The following is a 20,896-nucleotide window of genomic DNA, read 5'->3' as shown; positions in this document are numbered from 1 at the left end:
GGCTCCCGACCTGGTGCTATTAGTCTGAACAGCAGATCCGCGCTGCGGTGTGCGGAGCAGTGCCGCTCCGGCCGTCCGCGGGCCGGTGGCTCGCGGACGGCCGGACCGGCGGTTCAGCCCTCGGGGTAGAAGACGAACAGCGTGCAGCCGGTCGTCGTCTGCGGGATGTGCGAGGAACCCGCCGGGGCGTGGATGAACGAGCCCGCCGGGTAGTCGCGGACTCCGTCGTTGAAGGTGCCCGACACCACGAAGACCTCCTCGGGGCCCGGTTCGTGCACGTCGATCCCCTCCCAGCAGGTGCCCGGGTCCATCTCGAGCACGTTCGCCGTCGCGCCTGCGTCCCCGCGCCACAGCTGGCGGTGGCGGATGCCCGGGAAGATCTCGCGGGCGGGGGAGTCCTGCGCGGAGGACCACGCGTAGCCGGTCATGTTCAGGTCTTTCCTCATGGCGCCAAGTCTCATCGGCGATCACCCCGGCGCCGAGTGTCGGAAAAGACATCTTGCGGTACTTTTCTGCCATGCATCGAGTGGTCGCGCTGGTTCGCGCACCGCAGTCGACGTTCGAGCTCGGCTGCGCGGCAGAGGTGTTCGGCTTGGAGGCCCGGGGAGTTCCGAAGCGCTACACCTTCGGCGTGTGCGCCGAGCAGCCCGGGCCGGTCGCCACGCGCGCGGGTTACGCCATGCTCGTGACCGACGGCCTCGAAGCGCTCGACCGGGCGGACACCGTGATCATCCCGGGCTGGCCGCCCGCGGAGAAGGCACCCGTGCCCGAAGTCGTCCGCGCCCTGCGGCGCGCGCACGAGCGAGGAGCACGGCTGGTCAGCATCTGCTCCGGTGCTTTCGCGCTGGCGCACACCGGACTGCTGGACGGCCGGCGTGCGACGACGCACTGGGCGCGCACGGCCGAACTGGCCGAGTCCTTCCCGGCGGTGCAGGTCGACCACGACGTGCTCTACGTCGATCACGGCGACGTGGCCACCAGCGCGGGCGCGGGTGCGGGCATCGACCTGTGCCTGCACCTGGTGCGGGCCGACCAGGGTGCCGCGTACGCCGCGCACGTGGCGCGGAGCATGGTCATGCCACCGCACCGCGAGGGCGGGCAGCTGCAGTACTCGGCTCCGGCGCACCCGGTCCAGATGGACGGTTCCCTGGCGCCGCTGCTGGAGTGGGCGATGGAGCGGCTCGGCGAACCGCTCGGCGTCGAGGACCTGGCGGCGCGGGCGGGTGTCTCCTCGCGCACGCTCAACCGCCGGTTCACCGATCAGCTCGGCACCGGCCCCGGGCAGTGGCTGCTGACCCAGCGGCTGGCCGCGGCGCGGGAGTTGCTGGAGAACTCCGATCTCACGCTGGAGGCCATCGCGCACCGCGTCGGCCTCTCCTCGGCGACCAACCTCCGCCGGCGCTTCCTCGACGCGCTGGGAACGACTCCCGGTGCCTACCGCAGGGCTTTCCGGACCGCCTAGCGGCCAGGCGGTCTTTGGCCGTGACTTGCTGTTTCGGGACGCCTCCGCACGGTAATCTCGATCAGCTCGCGGGCAGCTGATCGGGTGGCCCGGTGGCGGACGGGAGCGTGGGTGGGGATGGACCGGAAACGCGTCGTCGGCGGGCTGATCTTGAGCACCGTCCTGCTGGCCTCCTGCGGTTCTGCCGCTTCCGCGCCGGATTTCGCGGTGGCTACCGGCGCGGACGGGCTCACCCTGGTGGGCGCCGACTGGACTCAGCAGGTGCCCGGTTTCGGCACGTCCGAGGCTTCTTTCTTCCCGCCCGGCGACAGCGATGCCGAGATCGCGGCGCCGCTGGACTCGGCACGGGCCGTCGTGGTCTACGCCGACCGCGTGGTCGTCGTGGCCCGCGGCGCGGAGCCGGTCGTGCGGGACTGCGCGGAGTGCACCGGAGTGGCTGTCACCGATACCGACATCGTGACGACCAGGACGAACCACGCCCCGGACAACGGGTTCGACCTGGTGCTCTACGACCACGAGCTGTCCGCGGAGCGCGTCGTTCCCGCGCAACGGCTGCAGGAACGCGCGAGCACCAGTCTGGCGGAAAACACCGAGTCCCCGGTGACGCTGGCCGCCGACGAGGACAGGATCACGGTGGGCTACCTGGCCCGCGACGGCGGCAACCGGCGCGGTCCTTCGGTGATCGCGCAGTACGACTACGCCGGCCAGCTGCTGGGCAGCACGAAGGTCGACGGATTGCTCGGCCGCTCCGCGGTCTCCCCGGACGGTCGGCTGCTCGCGGTCGGAGTCGGTGGTTCCAGCGGATACTGCACCAACCCGTACGAACCGGTGATCGTCGACCTGGCGACGCTGCGCGTGCGCGAGGTCGAACCCGCCGTGCCGGGCACCAGCCCCGACGACCCGGACCCCTGGTTCGAGCTGACGGATCTGGTCTGGGCGGGCGAGACGCTGCTCGCCACCGGCGAGCTGCACGTCGTCCGCGATCCCGGCGAGGTCTGCGACCCGGAGCCGGAGGTCTGGCAGCGCGCCATCGACCCCGAGACGGGAGCGCCAGCGGATTCCGGTGGGCACCAGGCGATTTCGACGCGGCAGGTCGGCCCGGGCTGCGACCACGTCGTGCAGACCGTGAACCCCAGCAACCCGGAGGGCAGCAGCCCGGACGGTGACATCGTGCTCCGCAGGGTCTCCGGGCACGTCCTGGGCGACTACAGCCGGATCAGCCTCGGAATGCCCGCTTCGGCGGCTTGTGCAGGGTCATGACCGGGCAGCGCTACCACGCGTTCATCAGCTACCACAGTCCCGCGCGGCGAGAGGCGAAGCGCCTCAAGCACGTTCTGCACGCGATCGCCAAAAGGCATGATGCAGGCGCGGATTTCGCCGTCTACCTGGACACCTCCGACCTGCGGCCGGGATCGCTCGGCGGCGAGATCCGCAGCGCGCTCGCGCAATCCCGGTGCCTGATCGTGCTGCTGGACCGCACGACCGTCCGATCCTCCTGGGTGGCGCAGGAGATCGAGCTCTGGCTCGCCGGTGGCGGTAGCCCGCAGCGGTTGTTCCTGGTCCGGCTGGACCCGGAGCTGAACCTGGCCTGGGACGCCGACCGCGGCACGTTCGCCGATGCCGAAGCGCTGCCCGCACCGCTGCGCGAGGTGTTCCCGGACGAGCAGAAGTGGATCGACCTCACCGGCCCGGCGCAGCGCCGGGACCACGAGGCCCTGGCCGGGTTGTGCGCGGCGCTGATGGACATCGACGCCAACGAGTACCTGCTGGAGGAAGCGCGCTACCAGCGCGGCCGGAGGCGCACCATCACCGCTGTCGCCGTGGTGATGGTGCTGCTGTTCGCCGTCGCGGCCGTCGGGGCGGTTGCGGCGGTCAGCGGTCAGCGCATGGCGGTGCGCAAGGCCGAGCTGGCCGAAGCGCAGGCCGATGCCTCCGAAGCGCTGCTGACCGCGCAGAGCTCGCCGACGCTGGCCATCCAGCGCGCGCTGGCTGCCGCGAACCGCAGCGACAGCTCGACCGTCCGCTCGGCGATGCTCGCGGTGTCGGAGTCCGCGCGTCGGCTGGTGCGTGCGCTGGTGTACCCGGAATCCGAGACCGGGCACCCGGCCAGCGGGGCGGTCTTCTCCGACGACAACACCATGCTGGCGGCCTGGGGCGCGGACCGGGTCCCGGGCACCTCAGCGCTGCGGGTGTGGGAGCTCACCACCGGTCGGCTCGTGGCGTCGATCACCGCGGATGCCGCCGAACTCCGGGACGTCGTCTTCGTCGGCAACCGCCTCGTGGGCTGCAGCGCGGCCGGGCCGGTGATGGCCGAGATCGGCGAGGCGAAGACCGCGCGGCTGAGCAGCGGTGCGTCGTGCGAGGTTCATCCCTTCGCCGAGGGCGTCATCCTGCTCGACAAGCCGCAGGGCGTGGCGCATTTCGTTGGCAGCAGCGGAGAACCAGTGGTCTTCGAGGGCGTCGACAACGTCGCGGCGCATCCCTCGGCCAGAGCTGCCGCCGTTTCCGGACCGGCGGGCGTCACCGCGGTCGCGGGTGGGCGGCGGCTGCCGGTTTCGGCCCCGCCCGGGTGGTCGGTGCGGTTCGCCGATGGCCAGGGCGGTTTCCTGCTCGGCGGAGGCGGAGCGGAATGGGGTGTGCTCACGCTGCCCGGCGGCGTTCCGGCGGTGCGGACGCTGACCGTTCCCGCCGACGCCGTCGACGTCGCCCCGCTGCTGGACGGTTTCAACCGGATGACCGGTGTTCTCGCGTGGATCACCGCCGACGGCACCATCGGCTGGACGCAGGACGACCGGCGGACGAGGATCGCCGACACCCACGGGGAGAACATCGGCCGGACCCCGTACCGGACCAGGTTGGAACCGTTGGCAGGCGGGCACTTCGTCGCAGTGCTCGGCGTCACCGCCACCGTGGTGCGACCACCAGGACCGGGTCGGCCGGTGTTCAGCTCGCCGCTTCCGGACGCGGAGGTCGCGTGGAGCGGCAAGGAGCTGCCGGGCGAGATCGGCCGGTCGCCCGCAGCGGACTTCGATCCGGTCATCGCCCGCTGCCGGGATCGCACCGCGGTCATGCTCGACGCGGACTTCCCGGGCGAGGCGCAGGTGGTCGGTAGCGGTGCCGAGCCCTGGCCGGTCGACGGGCACGGCCTGTTCAGTCCCGCGTGCGATGCCTTCGCGGTCGGTCGATCGCTGTCGGTGCTCCCGGATCTCGGCCACGAGCCGATGACGCTGCGGGAAACGCTCGTCACCGACCAGGTCGTGCCGGGCCCCGCCGTTCCCTCGACGGGAACGACTCGGGTGGCTCTGCTGACGCCGGGATTCGCCATCGAGGTCCTCTCCACCGAATCCGACGATGCGCTGCTGAAGCCGTGGGACGTCAGCGGCGAGCAGCGCGGCGCCGTGACCGCGCTGGGCGAGCGGGAGGTCTTCGCCCGCAATGAAGATCTGCTGATCGTCGGCGGCAGCGGCGGGACGACGCGGGTGCCGCTGCCGGAGATCACCGACCTGCTCGCCGCGAAACCCGACGGTACCGGCGCGGCCGTGCGGGACGTCAGCCCCGGCACAGCGCAGCCGGTGTGGCTGGTCGACGGTTCGGCGGTGGTGCCGTCAGCCGCCTGCGCCGGGCGTGACGTGACGTACCTGCCGGGCCCGGCCTTCACCAGCTCACGCGCTGACGCCGAAGCGCAGCTCCCAGTGGCCCGCACCGATGACGGGCAATTCATCGACTGCCGGGACGGGCAGGCCGTCACCCGCGCCCCGGAGCAGGAGATCCTGTCCTACGACATCGGCGCAGGCACCGGGCGGATCGTCGCGCGCTCAGGTGACCGGATCACGCTGACCACCTGGTCCCGCGACACCGGAACCAATACGACCACAGTGGACGGACCGGGACTTCCTGCGTCCCAGGCCACCACATCCTTCGACGAGAGCGGGCAACTGGCGGTGAACTACGTCCCGGGCGTCCGCTCGCTGTCGCTGCACCAGCGTGCCGGCGAGCGCTGGAACCGGACGCTGCTCCTGGCCACCAGACTGCCCCGGCTGGTGGCCGCACAACCGGTGGACGGCGGAACGCTGGTCCTGGCGGTCGGCGCCGGGGGCGAGTTCGAGCTGTTCGACGCGGAAACCGGTCGGCTGGTCGCCTCCGACTTCAACCCCTTCCGGGATGCGGGTGCCGACGACGTCGAGCGCGTCGCCGCCCGCCGCGTCGGCGACGCGCTGATCGTGTCCCTCTACCGCGCGGGCCGGACGGAATCGAACAGCACCATCCAGATCCCGGTGTCCGTCCAAGCCCTGCGGCAGCAGCTCTGCTCCATCCACTCCGCCCCGGAATGCGCGGTGTGACTTCCCGCGCCCGGCCACCACGCGAGATTCGTCCGGAGTTAATTCCGTTGACGCCGGTTCCGGCGCGGAGGTAGCTTGACCGTGCTTCTGTTGCCGTCGGTTTGGAGTAGGACGTTGGTCATCTGAGGTCTGAGATGCCGTTGTGTCGTGGCTCGTGCTGAGCCCGATCCGGTGTGCGACCTCTGCGATGCGAATCGTCCTCCTCCCCGTGTCCGGGCATGGACCTCTCCTGCACCGCTTGTCGCTCGCGGCGTCTCGAACGTGTTGCGCACACCGTTCGATCCGGACCTCGGGAGTCCTCCATGTCATCTTCCGCATCCCCGTCCACCATCGCCAGTGCCGGCTGCGTCGAGCTCAGCTTCGAATGGCCCGACGGCGGCCGCGTCTTCGACGGCCTGCAAGCGGCGTTCGGTCCCGGCCGCACCGGGCTGATCGGGCTCAACGGGTCGGGCAAGTCCACGCTGCTCAAGCTGCTGGCCGGTGAGCTTACGCCCACCGGTGGCGAGGTTCGCCTCTGCGGCGAAGTCGGCTACCTGCCGCAGAACGTCTCGCTCGACACCGGACTGCGCGTCGACGAAGCGCTGGGCATCGCCGGGATCCGCGCTGCGCTGCGCGCCATCCACGCCGGTGACGTGCGCGAGGAGCACTTCGCGGCGGTGGGCGAGGACTGGGACGTCGAGGAGCGGGCCGTCGCCGTGCTCGAAGAGCTCGGGCTGGGGCACATCGGCCTGGACCGGACGATCGGCGAGGTCTCCGGCGGCGAGTCGGTGCTGCTGCGGCTGGCGGCGCTGCTGCTGGAGCGGCCGGACGTTCTGCTGCTCGACGAGCCCACCAACAACCTCGACCTGTTAGCCCGTCAGCGGCTGTGCTCGGCGGTCGCAGCCTGGCCCGGAGTGCTGGTCGTGGTCAGCCACGACCGCGAGCTGCTGGCCCGGGTGGACCGGATCGCCGACCTGCGCGACGGTGAGATCAGCTGGTACGGAGGCAACCTCGCCGCCTACGAGGAAGTTCTCGCGGTCGAGCAGGAGGCGGCGCAGCGGATGATGCGCGTCGCGGAGACCGATCTGCGCAAGCAGAAGCGGGAACTCGCCGATGCCCACGTCAAGCTGGCCCGGCGCAAGCGCTACGGACAGAAGATGTGGGACACCAAGCGCGAGCCCAAGGCGGTGATGGCCCAGCGCAAGCGCGCGGCCCAGGTGTCGGCGGGCAAGCACCGCATCATGCACGAGACGAAGCTCGCCGAAGCCGAGCAACGGCTGGCCGAGGCCTCCGATGCGGTGCGCGACGACGACGAGATCCGGGTCGACCTCCCGCGCACCGCGGTGCCGTCAGAACGCACCGTGCTGACGGCGCGTGGCCTGCACCTGCGCCACGGAGCCCGAGCGCCGGGCGATTTCGACGTGCACGGGCCGGAGCGGATCGCGCTGGTCGGGCGCAACGGCTCCGGCAAGACGACGCTGCTGCGCACCATCGCCGGTGAGCTGGCACCGCTCGCCGGGGAGGTCGTCGGGCACGTTCCGCTGCGCTTCCTGCCCCAGCGCCTCGACGTCCTCGCGGACAACGCGAGCATCGCCGAGAACGTGGCGCGGTTCGCGCCCGGATCGACCAACAACCAGATCCGGGCCGGGCTCGCCCGCTTCCTGTTCACCGGGGACCGGGCCGACCGGCCGGCGGCGACGCTGTCCGGGGGTGAGCGCTTCCGGGCGACGCTGGCCGCGCTCGTGCTCGCCGAACCCGCGCCGCAGCTGCTCATGCTGGACGAACCGACGAACAACCTGGACATGGCCAGCGTCCGCCAGCTGATCGCGGCGCTCGACGCCTACGCCGGTGCGCTCATCGTGGCCAGCCACGACGTGCCGTTCCTCGAATCGATCGGCATCACCCGGTGGATGCTGCTCGACGGCAGGCTGCGCGCGACGTCGGCGGCGGAGGTGAGGAGGACGGCGATGAGCTGAGACCGACATCGGAGTTCTCCGGAGCGCGGGGAGTTCACGCCTCCGTGCGCACCTGGAACGGGTGACTCGCGGTGCCGTCGGAAGCCGGTTGGCGAATCATGCCAACCGGCCAGTCCGGCGAAGCTCCAGGGAGCGTGAGATGACCAAGGCCCAACCGGAACCGGTGGTGCACCCGACCACCCGCAGCTGCCCGTTCGACCCGCACGACGGGCTGCGGGAGCTGCGCGAGGAACGGCCGCTGGCCCCGATGCGCTGCGATGGCGGGCGCCGCGGCTGGCTGGTGACCAGCCACGCGCTGGTCCGGGAGGTGCTGGCCGATCCACGCTTCGGCTCGAGCTACGAGCTGCTCAAGTTCCCGATCACCGTCGCCGATCCCGAGCAGCCGGCCCCGGCGGGACTGTTCAGCGTGCTGGACCCTCCGGAGCACACCTGGTACCGGCGCAAGCTCTCGGCCGGGTTCGGCCCGCGCCGGATGCGGGCGATGACGCCCCTGATCGAGCGGATCGTGGACGACCGGCTCACCGCGATGCGGCGGGCCGGTGGTCCGGCCGACCTGGTGACCGCCTTCGCGGAGCCGGTCACCCACCAGGTGATCGGCGAGCTGCTGGGCATCCGGATCGCCGACGAGGAGGCGTTCCGCCGGTCCACCGAGAAGATGTTCACGCTCGCCGGCGACGGTGACCGGATGGGCGAGGGGTGGGCGGAGTTGTCCGCGGTGCTGGCGGAGTTCGTGCACGAGAAGCGGGAACGGCCGGGCGACGATCTGCTCAGCGTGCTCAACGCCGATGACGAGCTGTCCGTCGAGGAGATCACGACGATGGCCGTGATCCTGGTGACCGCCGCCCAGGACGCCACCACCAGCGTGTTCGCGCTGGGCAGCTACGCGTTGCTGGCCAACCCGGATCAGCTCGACGCGCTGCGCGACACTCCACCGCTGATCGACAGCGCGGTGGAGGAGTTGCTGCGCTACCTGACGATCAACCAGTTCGGCTCCACGCGGGTCGCCCTGGCGGACTTCGAGTTCCACGGCGAATCCCTCCGCTACGGCGACCTGCTGACGCTCTCGCTCGCCGCCGCCAACCGCGACCCGGCCCAGTTCCCCGACCCGGACCGGCTCGACATCACCCGCGCGGCGAGCGGGCACGTGGCGTTCGGCCACGGCGTGCACCACTGCCTCGGCGCGCAGCTGGCGCGCATCGTGCTGCGCACCGGTTTCGCCGGGCTGCTGCGGGAATTGCCCGGACTGCGGCTGGCGGTCCCGGCTGCGGAGGTCCAGATGCGCGACGACTCGCTCAACTACAGCGTGCGCAGCCTCCCGGTCGACTGGGACTGACCGCCTACCGGTCCCCGTTGCTGCGGACGCCGCGGAGCCGGTCGGCCGCGCGGTCGGTGCCGCGGCCGACCGGTGTGCTGCCGAACGCCCGGGCCAGCCCGGACTCCGGCATGGCCACGTAGATGCTCTCGTACGAGCGAGCCGGAACGAGGTAGGTCTCGTGCCAGATGCCGACGTGCTCTCCCGCTGCTCTGCTGCGGCGGTAGAAGTCTGTCCACGCCGGACGGTGCTGGCGCGCGGGATCCGATGCGTAGGAGTAGAGCTTCTCGGCGGATTCCCAGTACTGCACGCTCGTCAGCAGCCGGGGCGGGCGCGGCAGGATCCGGAACCCGAGCAGCCCGCTGTCCGGATCGGCTCTGAGCTCGGCGAGCATCCGGCGGAACCCGGTGATCACCGGAGCCCAGCTGCGCACCGCGGTGAGCTTGTTGATCCTCGCGCCGATCAGGAACACCACGAGATCCCGGTCGTTGGGTGCGGTGAAGCGGCCGGTCTCCGGCGGTTCGTTCATCTCGCATCCTTTCGCTCATCGGGCACGGTACCGAATCCGGGCGTCCTCCGAACGATTCGACGAGCCGGAAAAATCGCAAGTTTCCTTCGATTTTCGGTGGCATATTCCAGTTCGCCACCTGGTAGTAGGAGTCGAGTGGTGGGGGGTCGGCTTCCCCGGTATTGATGTGTGCGGAGATCATCCGAACGAGACGGGGGATTCGATGCGGATCGGCCGGCGCCGCAATCCGGTTTTCCTTGCCGCAGTTGGTTTTTCGGTAAGTTTTCCGGCGAGGATGCGGGGTTCGCTCCGGTGCGGGGTTTCCCGGTCGGCCCGGGTTCTCGGGCCCGTTCCCCTTCGGTGAAAACATTTCTCGTTCTACTCCGATCACTTCTCCCTCAGCACGAAGACGTTCCAGTGCTCTTTGCTGTCCGCGCCGCCGCGCCCGAATCGAGGAATGGACGATGGTGAACTCGCAGAATCCTGCTTCCGGCAACAAGGTCGCGATCATCGGAATCGGGTGCCGGTTCCCCGGAGGTGCCTCCGATCACCGGTCGTTCTGGCGGAACCTGGCCGACGGCAAGGACTGCATCGTGCCCACCCCGGTCGACCGCTATGACGTGTCGACGCTGGGCAGCCGGGACAAGGCCAAACCGGGGCGGCTGGTCGGCGGGCGCGGCGGCTACATCACCGGCTTCGACGAGTTCGACCCGGCCTTCTTCGGGATCAGCCCGCGCGAGGCCGAGCACATGGACCCGCAGCAGCGGAAGCTGCTGGAGGTCGCGTGGGAGGCGCTGGAGGACGGCGGGCAGCGGCCGGACGAGCTGGCCGGCCGCGACGTCGGCGTCTTCGTCGGCGCGTTCACCCTGGACTACAAGATCGTCCAGTTCGCCGACCTCGGCTTCGAGACGCTGGCCGCGCACACCGCGACCGGAACCATGATGACGATGACGTCCAACCGCATCTCCTACTGCCTGGACCTGCGCGGGCCGAGCGTCTCGATCGACACCGCCTGCAGCTCCTCGCTGGTGGCGGTGCACCTGGCCTGCCAGAGCCTGCGTCGCGGCGAGAGCAGCCTCGCGCTGGCCGGCGGCACCCTGCTGCACATGACCCCGCAGTACACGATCGCCGAGACCAAGGGCGGATTCCTCTCCCCGGACGGCAGGTCCCGGACCTTCGACGCCGACGCGAACGGCTACGTGCGGGCCGAAGGCGTCGCGGTGGTCGCGCTGAAGCTCCTCGACGAGGCGGTGCGCGACGGCGACCCGATCCACGCGGTGATCACGGCGAGCGGCGTGAACCAGGACGGCCGCACCAACGGGATCACGGTGCCCAGTGCGCAGGCGCAGATCGAGCTGATCGAGCAGGTCTGCGCGGAAGCGGGCATCGAACCGGGCGAGCTGCAGTACGTCGAAGCGCACGGGACCTCCACGCCGGTCGGCGACCCGATCGAGGCCAACGCGCTCGGTCGGGCGCTGGCGACCGGCCGCAAACCCGGGCGGCGCTGCTACATCGGCTCGGTGAAGACCAACATCGGGCACACCGAGTCGGCGGCCGGGATGGCCGGGCTGATCAAGACCGCGCTGTCGCTGGCCGAGCGCAAGATCCCGCCGCACATCAACCTGACCCGGATCAACCCGGACATCGACCTGGCCGCCCAGCCCTACGAGATCCCGGACCGGCTCACCGACTGGCCCGAGCACGACGGGCCGGCCCGGGCCGGGGTGAACTCCTTCGGGTTCGGCGGCACCAACGCCCACGTCGTCCTGGAGGAGGCGCCGCAGCGGCCGGAGCCCGAGCGGCGGCCGGCGCAGCGCTCGCACCGCATCCTCCCGCTCACCGCCCGGGATCCCGCGGCGCTGCCGGAGCTGGCCGGGCGGATCGCCGAACGGCTCGGCGAGATCGACCCGGCCGACCTCGGCCACACCCTGGCGCACCGCCGCCAGCACCACGACCACCGGCTGTCCATCGTGTACTCCTCGCAGGAGGAGCTGGCGCAGCGGCTGGCCGGGTGCGCGCGCGGCGAGGCGCACCCGCTGGCCCGCACCGGCCAGCGGCGCGAGGAGAACCGGCTGGTGTGGGTGTTCACCGGGATGGGGCCGCAGTGGTGGGCGATGGGTCGGCAGCTGCTGGCGAGCGAACCGGTCTTCCGCGAGGTGATCGAGCGCTGCGACCGCGAGATCGCCCGGATCGCGGGCTGGTCCCTGCTCACCGAGCTCACCGCCGACGAGGCCGACTCGCAGATGGCCGAGACGTGGCTGGCCCAGCCCGCCAACTTCGCCGTCCAGATCGCGCTGGCCGCGCTGTGGCGGCACCACGGGGTGCGGCCGGACGCGATCGTCGGGCACAGCACCGGTGAGGTCGCGGCGTTCTACGAGGCCGGGGTCTACAGCCTGGCCGACGCGGTGCGGATCATCGTCCACCGCAGCAGGCTCCAGCAGAAGCTCGTCGGGACCGGCACGATGCTGGCGGTGAGCCTGTCCGAGGCGCAGGCGCAGCAGCGGGTGCGGGGCTTCGGCGACCGAGTCTCGGTGGCCGCGATCAACGCCCCCACCGCCTGCACGCTGGCCGGCGACGAGGACGCGCTCGCCGCGCTCGCCGACGAGCTGACCGCCGAGCAGGTGTTCGCGAAGTTCCTCAGCGTCCGGGTGCCCTACCACAGCGCCCGGATGGACCTGATCAAGGACGAACTGCTGTCCTCATTGGACGGATTGCGGCCCGGACCGGCGCAGGTTCCGCTCTACCTGACCGGCCAGGAGGGCACCGCGCGCGGCCCGGAGCTGGACGCGGACTACTGGTGGCGCAACGTCCGCGACAGCGTCCGCTTCCGCGCGGCGGTGGACCGCATCGCCGACGACGGGTACCGCCTGTTCCTGGAGATCGGGCCGCACCCGGTGCTGGCCCACTCGATCCGGGAATGCTTGCTGGACAAGCAGATCGAGGGCGCCGCGGTGCCGTCCATCCGCCGTGCGGAGGACGAGGCGGAGCGGTTCACCGCCTCGCTGGCCGACCTGCACAACCTCGGCGTCGACGTCGACTGGGCGGTGCTCGAACCGCGCGGCCGGGCGGTGTCGCTGCCTGCCTACCCGTGGCGCCGCGACCGCTACTGGGTGGAGCCCGCGTCGGTCGCGCAGATCCGGCTCGGCCAGGTCGACCACCCGCTGCTGGGCCGTCGCCTGCCCACCGCCGAGCCGTCCTGGGAGGCGACGCTCGACGTCGAGCGGGAACCGTACCTGCGTGACCACCGGATCCAGGGCGACGTGGTGTTCCCCGCCGCCGGGTACCTGGAGATGGCCGCGCAGGCGGTGCGCGCGATGACCGGCGGCACGACGGTCTCGCTGGCCGGCATCGAGCTGCGCAAGGCGCTGTTCCTGCCGGAGGACGAGGCACGGCGGGTGCAGCTGTCGTGCACCGCGGACTCGGAGTTCGCGATCACCACGGTCAACGGCGCCGACCAGCGCTCCGTGCACGCCACCGGCGTTCTGCGCGCCGGACGGCCGAACGGGCGGAGCACGAGGCTGGATGCGGAGGCCATCCGCGCGCGCAGCTGGCAGCACCTCGACGGTCCGGCCTGCTACGCGGCGCTGGCCGAGCTCGGCTACCACTACGGCCCGGCGTTCCAGAGCATCGAGCAGGTCTGGATCGGGCCGGACGAGGCGCTCGCCCGCATCCGGCCGAACGAGGCGCTCGCCGGCACCGGCGACCACCACTTCCACCCGGCGCTGCTGGACGCCTGCTTCCAGACCCTGCTGACGCCCCTGATCGGCGAGGCAGCCCCGGAGACCGGCATCCGGCTGCCGCTGTCCATCGCCGAGGTGCGGAGCGGACCGATCGGCTCGCAACCGATCTGGGCGCACGCCAGGGTCGTGCGCCGGGACGGCGACGAGCTCATCGGCGACATCACGGTGCACGCCGAGGACGGTTCGGTGCTCGGCCACGTCGACGGCTTCCGCGCCGCCGACGTCGAGCAGGCCTCCGCGGGCGTCGCGACCGCCACCATCGACAACTGGCTGCTCGCACCGGTGTGGGAACCGGCACCGGATCTCGCCGAACACCCCGACGCGCCGGGCGATGTGCTGGTACTGGCCGACTCACAGGGCATCGGCGAGGAGCTCGCCGCGCAGCTCACCGCCCGCGGTGGCCGCTGCCACCTGGTGCGGCCGGGCACCGGCTACCGGCGCGGCGAACGCGAATCGGTGGTGGCACCGGACAGCACCGAGGACCTGCGGCGGCTGCTCGCCGAGCAGCCGTGCGACGCGGTGGTGCACCTGTGGAACCTGGACCGGCCGGAGTTCGGCACCGCGAGTGACGCCGAGCTCGCACGCCAGCACACCGACGGCACCTACTCGGTGATCGCGCTGGCCCAGGCCCTGGTCGCCGAGAAGTCCCCGGCCCGGCTGCACCTGGTCACCCGCGGCACGCAGCCGGTCACCGCCGATGCCGAGGTCGAACCGCTGGCCGCCCCGGCCTGGGGCATCGGCCGCGTGCTGTGGCAGCAGGAGCTCACCGCCAACCGCGGCAAGCTGATCGACCTGGACCTGGCGGGCACGGACGTGGCCGCCGACGCCGCCGCGCTGCTGCGCGAGATCAGCGCCGACGACGAGCACGAGATCGCGCTGCGCGGCGACCGCCGCCACACCTGCCGGCTTCGCAGACCCGACGACCTGCTGAAACCGCTGCCGCTGCGGTTGCGCCCGGACTGCGCCTACCTGGTCACCGGCGCGTTCGGCGCGCTCGGGCGGCTGGTCTGCCGGACGCTGGCCCGGCGCGGCGCCCGGCGGCTGATCCTGGTGGGCCGCACCGAACTGCCCGCCCGCGAGCACTGGCGCGAGATCGACCCGGACAGCTCCACCGGCCGGAAGGTGGCGCTGGTCAAGGAACTGGAGGCGCTCGGCGCGCAATCGCTCCTGGTGCCGCTGGACATCACCGACGAGCGCGAGTTCGCGGCGTGGCTCGCCGGCTACCGGCGGCACGACCTGCCGCCCATCCGCGGCGTCTTCCACCTCGCGGGCAGCGTCGAGGACACGCTGCTGCCGGAGATGGACCGGCAGACCTTCGACGCCGCGCACGACCCCAAGACCGTCGGCGCCACCGTGCTGCACCGGCAGCTGCGCGACGATCCGCTCGACCACTTCGTGCTCTTCGCCTCCATCGCCTCGGTGCTCACCACCGCCGGGCAGACGAACTACGCGGCGGGCAACGCCTTCCTCGACGCGCTGGCCCACCACCGGCGCTCGCTCGGGCTCCCGGCGCTGAGCGTCGACTGGGGGCCGTGGGCGACGGGCATGATCGCCGACCTCGGCCTGGTCGAGCACTACCGCAACAACCGCGGCATGAGCTCGCTGTCCCCGGAAGCCGGGATGGCGGTGCTGGAACGGGTGATGGACCAGGGCCACCCGCAGCTGCTGGTGGCCACCATCGTCGACTGGCCGCTGTTCACCGCCTGGTACACCACGCCGCCGCCGCTGGTGGCCGAGCTGGCCGCCGAAGCGGCCGACGACGGCGGGACCGCGGGCGGCTTCCTGGAGGAATTCCGCGCCACCGCACCGGATCAGCGGCGCGAACTGCTGACCCGGCACTTCACCGAACTCGTCGCCGGCGTCCTGCGGGTGCGGCCGGATCAGGTCGACGAGAACTCCGGGCTGGGCGCGCTCGGCCTGGACTCGCTGCTGGCGATGGAGGTCCGCGCCCGCACCCACGCCGAATTCGGCGTCGCGCTGCCGGTGGTGGCGCTGCTGGGCAGCTCACCGGTCACCGACCTCGTCGGCCGGTTGCACGAACAGCTCGACGCGGCCGGGACCGACACCGGACCGGCCGCGGAGGTCGAGGAGTTCCGCGACGAGCGGCAGTACCCGCTCACGCAGAACCAGCAGGCGCTGTGGTTCCTCAAGCAGCTCAACCCGGACGGCTTCGCCTACAACATCGGCGGTGCGGTGGAGGTGCGCACCGAGCTCGACCCGGACCTGATGTTCGAGGCGTTCCGCGCGATGCTGGCGCGCCACCCCAGCCTGCGGGCCAACTTCGTGCTCGTCGACGGCGAGCCGGTGCAGCGGATCTCCGAGGAGGTCAAGCCGGACGTCGAGCTGTTCGACGTCCAGGACCAGCCCTGGGAGGACGTCTACCAGCTGATCATCCACGAGTACCGCAAGCCCTACGACCTGGAGAACGACCCGCTGATCCGGTTCCGGCTGTTCCGCCGCGGCCCGGACCGGTGGGTGATCACCAAGGCGGTGCACCACATCGTCTCCGACGCGATCTCCACCTTCACCTTCATCGAGGAGCTGCTCGCGGTCTACGAGGCGCTGCGCGCCGGGCACCGCGCCGAACTCCCGCCGGTGACGGCCACCTACCTGGACTTCCTCAACTGGCAGAACAGGTTCCTGGCAAGTGACGACGCGCGCCGGATGCTGGAGTACTGGCGGCAGGCGCTGCCCGCCGAACCACCGGTGCTGAACCTGCCCACCGACAGCCCGCGCCCGGCGGTGCAGACCAACAACGGCGCCTCGGAGTTCTTCGTCCTCGACGAGGAGCTCACCGCCCGGGTGCACGCGCTGGCCCGCGAGCACGACGTGACCGTGTTCGTGGTGCTGCTGGCCGCCTACTCGCTGCTGCTCAGCCGGTACTCCGGGCAGGACGACGTGATCGTCGGCAGCCCGGTCAGCGGCCGCACGCAGGACGAGTTCGCCTCGGTGTACGGCTACTTCATCAACCCGCTGCCGCTGTACGTGGACATGACCGGCGACCCGACGGTCGGCGAGCTGCTGGCGCGCACCCGCGAGACCGTCCTCAACGGACTGGACCACCAGGAGTACCCGTTCGTGCTGCTGGTGGACGAGCTCGGCGGGGCGCACGACCCGAGCCGGTCGGCGCTGTTCCAGGCCATGTTCATCCTGCTCGTGCACAAGGTGGCCACCGAGAAGTACGGCTACCGGCTGGACTACATCGAGCTGCCGGAGGAGGAGGGGCAGTTCGACCTGACGCTGTCGGCCTACGAGGACGAGGCGGACGGCCGGTTCCACTGCGTCTTCAAGTACAACTCCGACCTGTTCCGGGCCGGCACCATCAGCAGGCTGGCCGGGCACTACCGCAACCTGGTCGACTCGCTGACCAGGACGCCCGCCGCCGAACCCATCACCCAGCTCCAGATGCTCGACGCCGCCGAGTCCGAGCGGCTGCTGCGGGGCTTCAGCGGGGTGATCCGGCGGGCTGCCGACGACGTGCCGGTGCACCACCTGATCGGCCGGGCGGCCGCCGAGACCCCGGACGCGATCGCCGTTTCGATGCCATCGGAGACGGGGGAGACCCGGCGGCTCAGCTACCGCGAGCTCGACCGCGAGTCCCGGCGGATGGCGCACCGGCTGCGCGAGCTCGGCGTCATCAACGGCGCGGTCGTGGCGCTGTGCATGGAGAAGTCGCCGGAGCTGATCGTCGCGCTGCTGGCCGTGCTGCACGCAGGCGGTGCCTACCTGCCGCTCGACCCCGGCTACCCGGTGGACCGGCTCTCCGACATGGTGCGCGACGCCGGTGCCGTGCTGGCCGTCGTCGACGACAGCCACCGGGACCGGCTCGGCGGTGTGGGCGTGGTGCTGACACCTGCCGAGCTGCTGAGCACGGCCGGGCCGGAGGCGGCGGACCGCCCGGTCGACCCCGGATCACCGGCCTACGTCATCTACACCTCGGGTTCGACGGGTCGCCCCAAGGCGGTGCGGGTCAGCCACCGCAACCTGTCCTCGGCCTACCACTCCTGGTACGCGGAGTACCGGCTCGGCGAGGACGTCCACGTGCACCTGCAGCTGGCGAGCCCCGCTTTCGACGTGTTCACCGGCGACCTGGTGCGGGCCCTGTGCTCCGGCGGAACCCTCGTGCTGGTCGACCGGGACCTGCTGTTCAACACCGCCCGGCTGCACGATGCGATGCGCGCCGAGCGCGTCGACTGCGCCGAGTTCGTGCCCGCCGTCGTCCGCGGGCTGGTCGAGCACTGCGAGCGAGCCGGGCAGCGCCTGGACTTCATGCGCCTGCTGGTCGTCGGCTCCGACGCGTGGAAGGTCGAGGAGTACCAGCGGCTGCGCGCGCTGTGCGGCCCGGGCACCCGGGTGCTCAACTCCTACGGGCTCAGCGAGGCCACCATCGACAGCGCCTACTTCGAGGGGCCGACCGACCACCTGGCACCGAGCCAGCTGGTGCCGATCGGCCGGCCGCTGCCCAACAGCACGCTCTACATCCTCGACGAGCACGGCAGGCCGGTGCCGCCGGGCGTGCCGGGGGAGCTGTGGGTCGGCGGTGCCGGGGTGTCGCTGGGCTACCTCGACGAGGAGCTGACCGCGCAGCGCTTCGTCACCCGCACCTTCGACGGCGAGCCGGTGCGGCTGTACCGGACCGGTGACCTGGCCCGCTGGGACGCCGACGGCATCGCGCACCTGCTCGGCCGCGCGGACTCGCAGGTGAAGGTGCACGGGCACCGCATCGAGACCGGTGAGATCGAAGCCCGGCTGGCGTCCTGGCCGGGACTCGCCCAGGCGGTCGTCACGGCCCGCGCGGGCGCCGACGGCAACAACGTGCTGTGCGCCTACTGCGTGCCCGCCGACGGGGTGGCGCTGGACGTGCGGGCGCTGCGCAGGCACCTGGCGGAGTACCTGCCGACGTTCATGATCCCGGCCCACCTCATCGAAGTCGGCGGTCTGCCGCTGACCACCAACGGCAAGGTCGACCTCGCCGCGCTGCCCGCCCCGGAGGTCGTCCGGGAGGAGACCGACGAGCTGCCGGTGACCCTGTTCGAGGAACGCATGGCCGAGCACTGGAAATCGGTCCTCGGCCTGGACCGGGTGACGCTGCGCGACGACTTCTTCGAGGTCGGCGGCAACTCCATCCGGCTGATCGAGCTGATCCACCACCTGCAGCACGAGTTCAACATCAGCATCCCGGTCAGCCAGCTGTTCAAGGTCACCACCCTGCAGGGCATGGCGACCACGCTGGAGCACATCATCACCGGCCGGATCGGCGGCGCCCAGCCGTACCTGACCTTCAGCGACCACGGCACACCGCTGTTCTGCTTCCCGCCCGCCGGCGGGCACGGCCTGGTCTACCGCCGCTTCGCCGAGCACCTGCCCGCCCACCGGGTGGTGGCGTTCAACTACCTGACCGGGGACGACAAGGTGCCCCGCTACGCGGACCTGGTCGAGGACCTCCAGCCCACGGGCCGGTGCGCCCTGCTCGGCTACTCGCTGGGCGGGAACCTGGCCTTCGAGGTCGCCGGCGAGCTGGAGCGGCGCGGCCGGGAGGTCTCCGACGTGATCATCATGGACTCCTACCGGATCGGCGAATCCTTCGAGCTCGGCGAGGAGCACCTCGAAGCGTTCGAACGCGAACTGGCCGAGCACCTGCGCAGGCACACCGGTTCCGAGGTGGTCGCCGCCGAAACCCGGGAGCAGGCCCGCGACTACCTCGACCACAGCAGCCGGACGCCGAACACCGGCACGGTCCGGGCCGCGGTGAGCGTGATCTCCGACGAGGCCAAGGCCGAGCAGTACGCCACCGGCGCGCCCGGAAGCTGGCACGGCAGCTCCGCCACGCGCAGCGACCTGCACCGCGGATCGGGCAGCCACGCCGAGATGCTCGACGAGACGCACCTGCCGGCCAACGCCGGTCTGGTGCGCGGGATCCTTCAAGGCGCTGGTACCGATGCGTGAGAGCAAACCGAGCGTGCTCATCATCGGCGGCGGCATCGCGGGTCTGGCGGCCGGCTGCTACGCGCAGATGAGCGGGATGGACAGCCACGTCCTCGAGAAGCACGTGCTGCCGGGCGGGTGCTGCACCGCGTGGTCGCGCGAGGGCTACATCTTCGACTACTGCATCGAGTGGCTGATCGGGACCGCGCCGGGCAACGAGGCCAACCAGATCTGGCGGGAGCTCGGCGCGCTCGACGGCAAGGAGATCACCAACTTCGACACCTTCAACCGGGTCGTCGGCGAGGACGGCCGGGAGGTCCGGTTCTACCACGACCCGGGCCGGCTGGAGCGGCACCTGCGGACCATCTCGCCGGATGACGCGCGCCGGATCAAGTCGTTCTGCCGGGACCTGCGGCGGTTCCTCAAGCTCGACGTCTTCCCGTTCCTGAAGCCGCCGCCGTTGAAGACGCTTCCCGAGAAGCTGGCGATGGTGCGCGAGGTGCTGCCGGCGTTCCTGCTTTTCTGGCGGACCTCGGCGACGCAGATGACCGACTTCAGCGGGAGGTTCACCGACTCGTTCCTGGGGCGGGCGTTGCCGAACGTCTTCTTCCAGGACCACGAGCGATTCCCGCTGCTGCCCTACCTGTACAACTTGGCCTGCGCCCACCACGGCAACGCGGGTTTCCCGGAGGGCGGCTCGCTGGGGCTGGCGCGCTCCATCGAGAACCGCTACGCCGCGCTCGGCGGCCGGATCAGCTACCGCGCACGGGCGCGGCGGATCCTGGTCGAGGATGGCCGGGCAGTCGGCGTCGAGCTCAAGGACGGCAGCCGCCACTACGCCGACCACGTCATCTCGGCCTGCGACGGGTACACCACGATCTACCGCCTGCTGGGCGGCGAGTACACCAGCCCGACCCTGGACAAGCTGTACGAGGAGCTGCTGCACGAGCCCGGGACGCTGTACCCGGGCGTGGTGTCGGCGTTCGTCGGCGTCGACGGCGAACCGCCGCCGGAAACCCCGCACAGCACCACCTTCCTGCTGTCCGAAGAGGACAGTTCGAGGCTGCCGGGGGCGATGCGGGACAGCATCGTGGTCCAGCTGCGGTCGCGCTACTGGCGGGGTTGCGCGCCGCCGGGCAAGTCGCTGTTCCACTGCACTTACTTCAGCGACTTCGGCTACTGGCGGGAACTGCGCACCCGCAACCGGCGGGAGTACTGGGCGCAGAAGAAGGAGGTCGCCGACTTCACCCGGCGCTTCCTGGTGGAGCGCTACCCCGGTGTCGACGGGCGCATCGAGATCGTCGACGTGGCCACGCCGACGACCAACCACCGCTACACCGGCAACCACAACGGCAGCATCCTCGCCTGGATCGGCTTCACCGAGGCCGACGACCTGGTGACCCAGCTGGTGAACCGGCAGCGGATGCGGCTGCCGGGCCTGGACGGGTTCTCCATGGCGGGGCAGTGGGTCGTCGGCGGCGGGCTGATCAGGGCGGCTTCGAGCGGCCGGTTCGCCGTCCAGTTCCTGTGCGAGGAGCTCGGCATCCCGTTCCGCGCCTGGGAAAGCCCCGACGACGTGCGCTGGCGACCGGAGATGCTCGGCCACCTGCCGCAGCTGGACGTCCGTCCGATGCAATTCACCGAGGAGGCCTGA

At 71.2% G+C, this 20,896-nt stretch carries 9 protein-coding genes; 7 read left to right on the top strand and 2 right to left on the bottom strand.

Annotated elements, in window-relative coordinates:
• Positions 1-113 precede the first annotated feature (113 nt).
• The gene (locus ATL45_RS35505) at positions 114-446 is read right to left on the bottom strand and encodes a cupin domain-containing protein (RefSeq protein ID WP_093154918.1); all 333 of its coding nucleotides are present in this window, start codon (positions 444-446) and stop codon (positions 114-116) included.
• Positions 447-517: 71 nt separating this feature from the next.
• Between ATL45_RS35505 and ATL45_RS35500 the strand changes: the two genes are divergently transcribed.
• The 5 genes from ATL45_RS35500 to ATL45_RS35480 all read left to right on the top strand — a co-directional run bounded on the left by ATL45_RS35500 (position 518) and on the right by ATL45_RS35480 (position 9,090).
• A complete protein-coding gene (locus ATL45_RS35500) occupies positions 518-1,462 on the top strand; it encodes a GlxA family transcriptional regulator (RefSeq protein ID WP_093154919.1) in 945 nt (314 codons plus the stop codon).
• 117 nt (positions 1,463-1,579) lie between these two features.
• Positions 1,580-2,722 (top strand): hypothetical protein, encoded by a 1,143-nt coding sequence (locus tag ATL45_RS35495; protein WP_093154920.1) that lies wholly within the window; start codon positions 1,580-1,582, stop codon positions 2,720-2,722.
• On the top strand, positions 2,719-5,802 hold the full coding sequence (locus ATL45_RS35490; protein WP_093154922.1) for a toll/interleukin-1 receptor domain-containing protein: 3,084 nt from the start codon (positions 2,719-2,721) through the stop codon (positions 5,800-5,802). The genes ATL45_RS35495 and ATL45_RS35490 overlap by 4 nt, the downstream gene beginning before the upstream one ends.
• Before the next feature lie 302 nt (positions 5,803-6,104).
• Complete coding sequence (locus ATL45_RS35485; protein WP_093154923.1) at positions 6,105-7,757, top strand: ABC-F family ATP-binding cassette domain-containing protein; 1,653 nt, start codon at positions 6,105-6,107, stop codon at positions 7,755-7,757.
• A 139-nt stretch (positions 7,758-7,896) separates the two neighbouring features.
• The gene (locus tag ATL45_RS35480) at positions 7,897-9,090 is read left to right on the top strand and encodes a cytochrome P450 (protein WP_093154925.1); all 1,194 of its coding nucleotides are present in this window, start codon (positions 7,897-7,899) and stop codon (positions 9,088-9,090) included.
• A gap of 4 nt (positions 9,091-9,094) precedes the next feature.
• On the opposite strand, the gene ATL45_RS35475 is transcribed toward ATL45_RS35480, so the two are convergent.
• A complete protein-coding gene (locus tag ATL45_RS35475; RefSeq protein WP_093154926.1) occupies positions 9,095-9,598 on the bottom strand; it encodes a DUF4188 domain-containing protein in 504 nt (167 codons plus the stop codon).
• 443 nt (positions 9,599-10,041) lie between these two features.
• On the opposite strand from ATL45_RS35475, the gene ATL45_RS35470 reads away from it, so the two are divergent.
• Together ATL45_RS35470 and ATL45_RS35465 are read left to right on the top strand one after the other, a co-directional pair.
• Entirely contained in the window at positions 10,042-19,263 is a 9,222-nt protein-coding gene (locus ATL45_RS35470) for a non-ribosomal peptide synthetase/type I polyketide synthase (protein WP_093154928.1), read from the top strand.
• A complete protein-coding gene (locus ATL45_RS35465) occupies positions 19,256-20,896 on the top strand; it encodes a phytoene desaturase family protein (protein WP_093154929.1) in 1,641 nt (546 codons plus the stop codon). The genes ATL45_RS35470 and ATL45_RS35465 overlap by 8 nt, the downstream gene beginning before the upstream one ends.

The organism is Saccharopolyspora antimicrobica, assembly GCF_003635025.1.
GTDB classification, from domain to species: Bacteria; Actinomycetota; Actinomycetes; order Mycobacteriales; family Pseudonocardiaceae; genus Saccharopolyspora; species Saccharopolyspora antimicrobica.
This window is presented reverse-complemented; position numbering and strand designations above follow the sequence as displayed.

What these genes read in the sequence shown, in the direction of transcription:
- ATL45_RS35505 (WP_093154918.1), bottom strand. Translation starts at nt 446, where the DNA reads ATGAGGAAAGACCTGAACATGACCGGCTACGCGTGGTCCTCCGCGCAG.
- ATL45_RS35470 (WP_093154928.1), top strand. Translation starts at nt 10,042, where the DNA reads ATGGTGAACTCGCAGAATCCTGCTTCCGGCAACAAGGTCGCGATCATC.
- ATL45_RS35495 (WP_093154920.1), top strand. Translation starts at nt 1,580, where the DNA reads ATGGACCGGAAACGCGTCGTCGGCGGGCTGATCTTGAGCACCGTCCTG.
- ATL45_RS35485 (WP_093154923.1), top strand. Translation starts at nt 6,105, where the DNA reads ATGTCATCTTCCGCATCCCCGTCCACCATCGCCAGTGCCGGCTGCGTC.
- ATL45_RS35490 (WP_093154922.1), top strand. Translation starts at nt 2,719, where the DNA reads ATGACCGGGCAGCGCTACCACGCGTTCATCAGCTACCACAGTCCCGCG.
- ATL45_RS35500 (WP_093154919.1), top strand. Translation starts at nt 518, where the DNA reads ATGCATCGAGTGGTCGCGCTGGTTCGCGCACCGCAGTCGACGTTCGAG.
- ATL45_RS35465 (WP_093154929.1), top strand. Translation starts at nt 19,256, where the DNA reads ATGCGTGAGAGCAAACCGAGCGTGCTCATCATCGGCGGCGGCATCGCG.
- ATL45_RS35480 (WP_093154925.1), top strand. Translation starts at nt 7,897, where the DNA reads ATGACCAAGGCCCAACCGGAACCGGTGGTGCACCCGACCACCCGCAGC.
- ATL45_RS35475 (WP_093154926.1), bottom strand. Translation starts at nt 9,598, where the DNA reads ATGAACGAACCGCCGGAGACCGGCCGCTTCACCGCACCCAACGACCGG.